Origin of the sequence: uncultured Pedobacter sp. (genome assembly GCF_913776295.1) — a bacterium.
GTDB lineage: Bacteria > Bacteroidota > Bacteroidia > Sphingobacteriales > Sphingobacteriaceae > Pedobacter.
In genome coordinates this window covers 1-8,921 of record NZ_CAJYOJ010000028.1, presented here as the reverse complement: position 1 = coordinate 8,921, position 8,921 = coordinate 1, and the positions used below count along the sequence as shown (strand labels likewise).

Below are 8,921 nucleotides of genomic sequence, written 5' to 3'. Positions count from 1 at the left end.
AGTTTTTGAATTGTGCTGAACTTTGTATCTTAGCCATAGTAAATTTCTTTCGCAATTAAATTTACTAAACAGCCGCTGCTTTTTAAAGCAACGGCTGTAATTTTTATACCCTTTTTAGTCAGCCCCCGGAAAAGTACGTTAAAATTGGCGACAGAGATTCATCTGACGAACAGAAAAGCCACTTCCAAATTGAGGTTGCAACTTTTCTGAAAGGTATTTGATCAAAAAACTTCCATAATCTGCCCGGCCTTTGCTCTGCTGTTCTTCTTCAAAAATCCATTTGCCGATATGCCAGTACATTAACGTCCTTTGGTGATCGACAGCTCGCACCGCCCTATCGTTGGAATGAGCTATGATCGCTTTCAGGTCTGATATTATAGATTGGTTTACAAGCATTTTAGGCTATAAATAAATTTACCTTCTAATTAGTAAAGTTACAAAAAACAGGCAATTTAGTTGGTATCAGACAGACTTTTGATTCCGAATAAAATGTGAGTTATGACGCTAATTAAGGAAAACACTTACAACTTTTTCTTTTTCCTATACTTCCCCTCAATCTTATTATTGACCACTTTTTCAAAATTTACTATGGCCTCACAATGTTCATAAAAGTTCGATTTTCCGCCGATTGACTCTACCATAAGGAAACAGTATATCTTTGCTGTTTCCTTTTTTTATGCCAATAAAACATGATAACCAAATTATTCCCGCTTGGCCAACGGGTATTCGACAACTAGTACAAAAACTCTTTAGACGCTTACATGAATTTGCCTCGAACAAAACCTCTCCCGTCAATAAATTTATATGTTCGGGGAAAGAGCTGCACAAGATGTTTTTGAAATGAAACATGCGTTGCAAGCCTTTTTAAAAGTAAGTTTTTTAGATTCCCCCGACTTAAAGGGCAGACATATTTTGGGCGGTTCTTTCTTCTATACCCACAGAAATCTAACCCTGAGATTTCAAGTTAAAATGAACAGCTTATTTTACCCATAAATTTGATAAATTGTAGGCATTTATATTAGATTGAAAACTAAATTGAACGCACGAAAATCAATATTGTCATTCTGGAAAGATATAGAAATCTTCTCCTTGCCTGATTTGCCTTCCAATGCCAAATTTGTAGATCTGAGCAAAACATTACCATGGGAATTATCTTTTGTACCGAAACAAAATAGTACGTGGAGGCATATTGTTTTTTTGGGTAAGCATAGTAAAGAAAATATAATCGATGTTATAGGGAAAGCTCTGCATGATAAACCTGAAAAACAAGACTGGATAGAGAAACCAACCGGTAATACCTGTATGGCTGTCCTGATTATAGATGAACAGGGGAGATTGTCGGGAGACAGTCCTTATTTACAAGCCTCCTATTTATATGGAGTCAAATGCTTGCAGGAAGGGAAAAAATTATCGGAGGTATCCAAACTATTAGACGAGGTACAAGAAAAGTTTAGAGAAAGATACCCTTACAATCAGGATGCAAAAGACCTAAACAGTGCGTTGGCGCCAATAATCACATCCGCACATCTAAAAAAAGAGATAGCTGTTCTAAACAAGCTGAATGTTGATGGCATAACTTGTGATAGTCATATTTATGTGCAGTCCATACAGGTCTCCAAACAGTCTAAAGGCGACACCGCATTTTTAAACAGTTTTTATCTTGAAGACCTCAATCAACTCATCAACAACTCTAACTCTTTTGGGAAAGGACTGAATGACTATTTACATATCGATACACATCAGCTTAAACGCACGGATTTACTCTCGAATGCGGAAGCCTTTTTCGACACGATAGACCCAGCAAAAATACCTGCAGGGCGTTGGCCTTCCAATCCTAGTTATGGTCTTTATTCAGCGCAAACAGGTGCTGTTAATACCAGTTTAGAATTACTTAAGGATAAAGGTCTAACGGGAATTAATGGCCCTCCGGGTATCGGAAAAACAACCCTTTTATCAGACATTGTGGCCGAGGTGATAGTGCTTCGTGCGCAGAAACTGATGGAAAAGAATATTTCCATGTTATTTGCCAGAGGCCAGAAAATAGAAAGGGAAAGCAATTTCGCCTATCATTTCCCTACCAATAGTGATGTTTTTGACGATGTTGGCATTGTAGTGGCCAGCAATAACAATGCAGCCGTCGAAAATATATCGAAAGAACTGCCTGATGAACAAAAAATAGACAGGAACATGTTTCCAAATGCCAGCTATTTCACTGACTTTTCTCAAAATTTAATTGAGGTAGACAGTTGGGGATTACTGGCCGCAGCGTTGGGAAACTCTGAAAACAGGGCATTTTTTAAGAATAATTTCTGGTACAGGAAGGATAGCGAACCCGGATTTGCTACCTTTTTACAATCCCTTTATAACAATCCGGAAAATGAGGACCGGACTTTTGAATATCTTAAATACTATGAAAGAACGAAAGCTGAACTTGCTGCATTACTAAAACAATTTTATGAATTCAGACAGGTAGCTTCGGAGTTCTTTAAGTTGGTTCCCACATATTTAAATGACCAAAAAAATAAAATAAGAACAATACACAGCATTGAGCAGCTTACCACCCTTATCGGGGAGATCCGGAATAGTAAAAAACTACTGTTTAGAGATTTGGCTGATCTTAAAAATCGGATTACCGAAATCCAATATGGTATTCAGGTGCACCAATCTACAAAACCGGCATTTTTCTTTCTCCAAAAACTGTTCAATACGAAAGCATTTAAAAAGTGGAACGGACCATACCTGCTACTATTAAATGAACATACAGCGCTTACAACAAAAAGCATAGCGGTTCAAAAAGAGATAGATAACCTAGACGGGCAAATCACTGATAAGGAGAAAGAAATAAAACAGTTACAGGCCCAATTACGAGAGATTAATCAGCGGATGGGCATTTACAATAAGAAAAAAGAAAGACTCCACAGCGATTATGGCATAGCTTATAGAGATATTCCCGATGAAAATTTGTTGAACAGGTTTGAAACAGATAAGGATACCTTTCACAAATGTAATCCCTGGTCTTCCGTTAGCATAAATAAACTGCGGAGCGACATATTTCTTAAGAGCCTGTTATTGCATGAACATGTTATTTTAAGAAATGCCAAGCAGTTTAAAAACAATATTGGTTTATTAATGGAACTAATGGATGGTAAAGTGGAGGTTTCCAAACCTATTGCATTAAGTTTATGGCAATCCTTTTTCTTTTGTATCCCTGTTGTTTCAACGTCGTTAGCTTCTGTCAGCCGTCTATTCGGTAGTCTGGGAAAGGAAAGTATTGGTTGGTTGTTACTTGATGAAGCAGGACAGGCCACACCGCAATCAGCGGCAGGGATTATTTATCGAGCCCGGAGGAGTATTATTATCGGCGACCCCTTACAGATTGAACCAGTCGTTACTACGCCGATTAAGTTGATCGACATATTGAATCAACAACATAAGACCGATGCAGTTTGGTCACCATTACGAAGTTCAGCACAAATTTTGGCTGATAGAATAACTGCTGAGGGTACATGGATGAAGCAAGAAATTGACAACGAAGATATTTGGACAGGGTTTCCATTACGTACCCACCGTCGATGCAATAACCCCATGTTCGCTATCTCCAATGAAATTGCCTATAGTAATCAGATGGTTAAAGCGATGGCAGATGCACCCTTTGAATGTGCGCTGGGAGCATCTGCCTGGTTCGACATCAACGGTTCGCATATCCAAAACAGACAAGTTGTTGAAGAGGAAATCTCTTTATTAAAAGAAAAAATTCAGTTGCTCGGGAAACTACATCAGGAAATATTTGTTATCTCACCTTTCAAATCGGTTGCAGAGCGATGTAAACAGGAATTTCATTCTATAAACTCAAAGATACAATGCGGAACGATCCATACCTTTCAGGGTAAGGAAGCAGATATTGTCTTTCTGGTACTTGGCAGCGATCCCGGGAAACCTGGATCCAGACAATGGGCATCATCTAAGCCCAATATGCTTAATGTTGCGTTAACACGCGCCAAAAGACGTTTTTATGTGATAGGTAATAGAAAATCCTGGTCTGGCTATCAATTCTTTTCAGTATTGGCCGAAAGATTATGATTACAGATTGCTGGCAAGTCCTGTAGAGGTGCTACATCCTGCAACTCCCCGCTACTAAAAAAGCCCGTGAAAAGATAGCTTCTTGTTGTAGAAGTGTTTTCAATGGTCTCACACTTCTAACAAACTAAGCTAGAGTTAACTATCATGACAACGTTAAAGCCTATAAACGTACTAATAAAGTTACAATATGAACCGTCTTATATACATTATGATGACAAGAAAAAAATATCTGAGATCACCTAAAAAACAAACAAAATGCTGATTAACAGCTGTTTAAATAAAAAATATGTATCACCATATAAGTAAAGGCATTTTTTTTGAAAAGTTTGAAAGTATTAATCAATAAATTATGAAACTTAAAACTAATTCTTTAATCACCAGGGTTGCGGTAGCCGCAGCGGTGGTTCTTTCAATCTCATCTTGTAAGAAAGACGGTAACAATGATCTAAATGCTAATGCCAGAATATCATTTGTAAATACCGTAGAGGGATCAGCAGCACAGGATGCCTATATTAATGATGCTAAGGTGAATGCATCTGCGATAGCCTATTCCAACACGGCGACAGATATTTCTACCGCAGCAGGGAATAAAACCATTGCCTTTAAAAATTCAGGATCTGCGACGGTAACCGCATCCGCAAGTGTGAATGCAAGTGAAAATTCTTCACAAACTGCTTTTTTAGTAAAACAAGCTGACGGTACAATGGCAATCAATACTTACGCCAATGACGATAATACCGTAAGTGGCAAAGCAAAAGTTCGTTTTATCAACGTGGCGCCGATGTTAAGCAGTACCATTAATGTGACAACATCTACCGGTACCAGCATCCTTTCTGCTTTAGCTTTTAAAGCGGCTTCAGCTTATCAAACGATTGATGCCAATACCAGTTTAAATGTTAACATGTCTGGTTCACTGGAAACCACAACCATTGCAGGTTCAGAGTTACAAGCCGGAAAAATATATACCGTTTGGTTCGATAGCTCAACAACCACGAAAGCAAGATACCATATCATTGTTCAGAAATAAAAAAAGCGGCTCAGCCGCTTTTTTTATGATATACCTTTAATTTGGTTTCAGAAAACAACATTTATTATGTCAGTAGCGTTCAGAATCTCTTTATCTTAAAAAGTCAGAGTTAGGGCAATTTTTCGACAAAACTCTGTCACCCGTTTCAAGTCATCGCTTAAACCGTTAACTTGATCTTTTTCCCTGTTTTTACAGCTTCATAAATGGCGTCAATAATTTTGAGGTCTTTCAAACCTTCCTCACCGTTTACAGGAATTACAGGCTTTTTATCTTCAAAAATAATGTCAGCCATTTGATCCATCTGTACCGTTTGATGCGTGGTTATCGGCTGCGTAAGTTCACCCTGGTGTGTTATGCCTTTGATCGGGCCATAACCGGTAGAAGGTTGCATTTCTGCAAATCCCTTATCGCCACTCATGAAAAATCTATCCAGGTGGTTGATGTTATAGCTCGATAAACAAGACGCTACCGCACCGTTGGGAAAGCCCAATTGAAATTGTATGGTTTCATCCACCCCTTCTTTAAACTTTCCCGGGTCGGTCTTAGTTTCCTGAGCGGTTACCCAAATTGGCTCTTCGCCTACCATATATCTTGCTCCGTTAATTGCATAAATTCCAATATCCATCATTGATCCGCCGCCCGCAAGCGCTTTGTTTAATCGCCACTGCGCAGGATCGCCTATTTTAAAACCACATTGCCCCTGGAAAAACATGATTTTTCCGAATTCACCTGCCTTTCGCATTCGGATCACCTCCAGCGTACGGGGTTCAAAGTGCATTCTGTAACCAACCAGTAATCTCACATTTGCCTTTTTACACGCAGCGATCATCTCTTGCCCCTCTTTGGCGTTTAAAGCCATTGGTTTTTCGCATATAGCATGTTTTCCGGCTTTTGCGATACGAATAACCTGATCATGGTGCAGTGCATTTGGTGTAGTTACATAAATGGCGTCTATATCCGGATTATTTTTTACCTCATCGAAGTTATCATACTGATAACAATTCTTTTCCGGAATGTTGTACCTGGTTTGCCAATCCTTAACCTTCGAGGGCGTACCACTAATTACACCAACCAGTTTCGCCCTGGTACAGGCTTTCATCGCCTCCGCCACACGGGTGCCATATCCACCTAATCCCATAATGGCCACCCGGAGCACCCTACCATCGTATGGCTGCGCTATTGGCTCGCTAGCCTCAGCAAATGCCGATATTGAACTTAACTGCAACATCAATGCTGATGCGCCCATTTTTTGTAGAAAGTCTCTTCTGGTATTCATAATGGCCCCTTAGTTATATACCTTATCCAGTAAAAACATTAAGTGATACATGTTTTCACATATTTTTCACTTTAATGAATTGATTTACTTTATGATAGGTAACATAGAATAATTACGTTTAGTTTTCAGGATATAATTTAAGCCTATATTTGACAGATGCTTGGGCACTACCTGAGTAGAAGTCTATAAACGATCGGCAAGCTTATAAACTGAAGGGCGCTATTGGTTGATATCAATAGAAAGATTTGAATAGTTAAATCTCAAGATTTAAACTGAATCTATAATACATTATACTGAGTGTTAGGGGTAGCCCATAGCATGCAGTGAATATTAGACTTGACTGGCTGACCAGCGATTTATGGTGTATTAAAAACGGAAGAGTAAGTATACATCCAAGTATTCCGACACTTGTCAATATAATTTTATTCCAAACAATGTTAAGTTTGATAATTGCCAATCCATAAGATACAAAGTAAAATATCAACAACGTTGGTAAAGATAATATCATTGAATATAGCATAATAAAAAATAGAAATAATGGCATAAACTTCCATTGCATATTTTCAGGCGGCGAAGAAATAATGAGAAAAGCAATGATGAAAACAGCTCCCGACACTATTGTTGTAAGCCATACTTTGAGCGTGAAAATTAGTACACTACGCATTATTTAAAGTAATGTTCGGAAATTTATCTCAAAAATTAAAATATACTTATCTTTCATTAGTATTAGTACTACTTGCGTACTAGTATAATATATGGTTAGGGAGTAATCGATTCCATCCATATCTCTCCGAAGAGTTAAACAAGGAGCCCCAGATTGTTTAAAGAATAAATCTATTTTAATTATCAGTCCTCTATTCTTGTTCAGCACTTATTAACCCATAGTCTCCTTTTGCTTAATTCTAAGGCCTAGGACTATGGACAGAGGATGGATTCATGTTTTCGAGAAAAATCCCTTTAATTCATGATATGAGATTTCGAGATTAAATCCTGAAGCACAATAAATTACCATATTCTCACACACCTCTAAAACCTATCAAAGCCACACTAATCAACTCTTACGACATAACAAAGCCAAACAGTTTTAGCCCGTTGAACTTTGCTGTGTAAGTTACATTTTGGTCTTAGCGAGATGCTAAGACCAGATTGGTGTGTTTTCTTACAGATGACACCCAGGTTTTGAAAACACAATTCTTATACTAGTGGATCCAATTATCTATATTTGGGGTATTAACTGGAATCATCAACTAAAAAATGCTAATTAACCTAAAATGGAACCAAAAAAACTATCTGAATTAACGGATCAGGAACTATTGCAAGAAGCGAAGAAAAAGAAATCAGCAGCCATTATCAATGCATTGTTAATAGGATTTCTGGCTGGTGTTATATTCTTTAGCATAGCTAAACATACTTTAGGTTTGCTAACACTTATTCCATTATTTTTCATTTATAAATTGGTCAATAATTCTAAGTATGATAATACCGAATTAGAAAATCTTTTGAAAGAAAGAGGACTGAAGTAAGAACAGGAAAATCAGACCAAAATATTGGCAATCTTTCTAAAGATGAGGCTTTTTTATTTTAAAAGGTAATGCCGTTTAGCGATGATAGGATCAACACTGCTGTAAGCAATACTACCATTCTGGCATCATTATAGCTTTCATTGGCTTATGAAACAGATATACCTTCTTGCAACTTTATCGGTGATGCTACTTAGCAGTGCTTGTTACAGTACCAGAACGGCTGGCAACAGTGGAAAGGTACCTCCAGGACAAGCCAAAAAAGGAACAGGCTCCAAATCGGCCAGACCTTTTGCTCCAGGTCAACAGAAAAAAAATTGAGAGAAACTTATTGTTACTTTTTTAAGTGACAAACAGTTGTCATAAGCTGGTTTTAGTTTTGTTCTATTCAATAATATAACAAAATGTCAACAGTTATGATTACCAAAAGCGAATTACTACAACACTGGTTAGGCCACAGAAAACTGACCAGAAAAACCATTGAAAAATTTCCTGAAAAAGAATTATTCGAATTTTCAATCGGCGGAATGAGACCTTTTTCAGCATTAATTAAAGAGTTATTATCGATTGATGTTCCGGGTTTAAAGGAAATGATAACGAGAGAAACTATATCTTTTAACCATGATCTTCCATTACATACCAAGGAAGAGCTGTTAACGAAATGGGATGGGGATACTACAAAAATCGTAGAATACTTTAATCAAATCGATGAGGGGCAGCTTCATGAAACCATTAAGTTATTTGGAATGTATGAGTTTACCATCATTAGCCACCTCTTGTATTTTATCGATAACGAAATACATCACCGTGGCCAGGGCTTTGTGTATTTGAGGGCATTGGGTATCGAGCCTCCATTTTTCTGGGATAGGTACTAAATTAAAAACTGTATCAGTGTCATCCTGAGGAATAATTTATGGTATAAAAATCAATATAAATGACGTAACTGATTTCTTATGCCATACAGCACAGTCTTGCCTCGGCTCACCGCCGCCGAAGGGCTCTTACTTTTTGGCATCAA

At 37.8% G+C, this 8,921-nt stretch carries 6 protein-coding genes; 4 read left to right on the top strand and 2 right to left on the bottom strand.

Translation table 11 applies throughout. The features are described 5' to 3' along the window. Positions 1-138: 138 nt before the first annotated feature. Complete coding sequence (locus QZ738_RS05370) at positions 139-396, bottom strand: DUF1016 N-terminal domain-containing protein (RefSeq protein ID WP_293785431.1); 258 nt, start codon at positions 394-396, stop codon at positions 139-141. 639 nt (positions 397-1,035) lie between these two features. Between QZ738_RS05370 and QZ738_RS05365 the strand changes: the two genes are divergently transcribed. Together QZ738_RS05365 and QZ738_RS05360 are read left to right on the top strand one after the other, a co-directional pair. Beyond that, positions 1,036-4,080 (top strand): DEAD/DEAH box helicase, encoded by a 3,045-nt coding sequence (locus tag QZ738_RS05365; protein WP_293785429.1) that lies wholly within the window; start codon positions 1,036-1,038, stop codon positions 4,078-4,080. Between the two features lie 349 nt (positions 4,081-4,429). Further along, positions 4,430-5,107 carry a DUF4397 domain-containing protein gene (locus QZ738_RS05360; RefSeq protein WP_293785427.1) on the top strand — a complete coding sequence of 226 codons (678 nt, stop codon included), beginning with the start codon at positions 4,430-4,432 and terminating at the stop codon, positions 5,105-5,107. Between the two features lie 157 nt (positions 5,108-5,264). Here the strand turns inward: QZ738_RS05360 and QZ738_RS05355 are convergent, their stop codons facing one another. Further along, the gene (locus QZ738_RS05355) at positions 5,265-6,383 is read right to left on the bottom strand and encodes a Gfo/Idh/MocA family oxidoreductase (protein WP_293785425.1); all 1,119 of its coding nucleotides are present in this window, start codon (positions 6,381-6,383) and stop codon (positions 5,265-5,267) included. A gap of 1,271 nt (positions 6,384-7,654) precedes the next feature. On the opposite strand from QZ738_RS05355, the gene QZ738_RS05350 reads away from it, so the two are divergent. Together QZ738_RS05350 and QZ738_RS05345 are read left to right on the top strand one after the other, a co-directional pair. Continuing rightward, positions 7,655-7,906, top strand: a complete 252-nt coding sequence (locus QZ738_RS05350) for a hypothetical protein (protein WP_293785423.1) — start codon at positions 7,655-7,657, stop codon at positions 7,904-7,906. A gap of 401 nt (positions 7,907-8,307) precedes the next feature. Beyond that, positions 8,308-8,778 carry a DinB family protein gene (locus QZ738_RS05345; RefSeq protein ID WP_293785421.1) on the top strand — a complete coding sequence of 157 codons (471 nt, stop codon included), beginning with the start codon at positions 8,308-8,310 and terminating at the stop codon, positions 8,776-8,778. The last annotated feature ends 143 nt before the right edge of the window (positions 8,779-8,921 follow it).

Bases quoted from the DNA above. Each gene is read 5' to 3' on its own strand.
- QZ738_RS05345 (WP_293785421.1), top strand. From the start codon at position 8,308: ATGTCAACAGTTATGATTACCAAAAGCGAATTACTACAACACTGGTTA.
- QZ738_RS05360 (WP_293785427.1), top strand. From the start codon at position 4,430: ATGAAACTTAAAACTAATTCTTTAATCACCAGGGTTGCGGTAGCCGCA.
- QZ738_RS05350 (WP_293785423.1), top strand. From the start codon at position 7,655: ATGGAACCAAAAAAACTATCTGAATTAACGGATCAGGAACTATTGCAA.
- QZ738_RS05355 (WP_293785425.1), bottom strand. From the start codon at position 6,383: ATGAATACCAGAAGAGACTTTCTACAAAAAATGGGCGCATCAGCATTG.
- QZ738_RS05370 (WP_293785431.1), bottom strand. From the start codon at position 396: ATGCTTGTAAACCAATCTATAATATCAGACCTGAAAGCGATCATAGCT.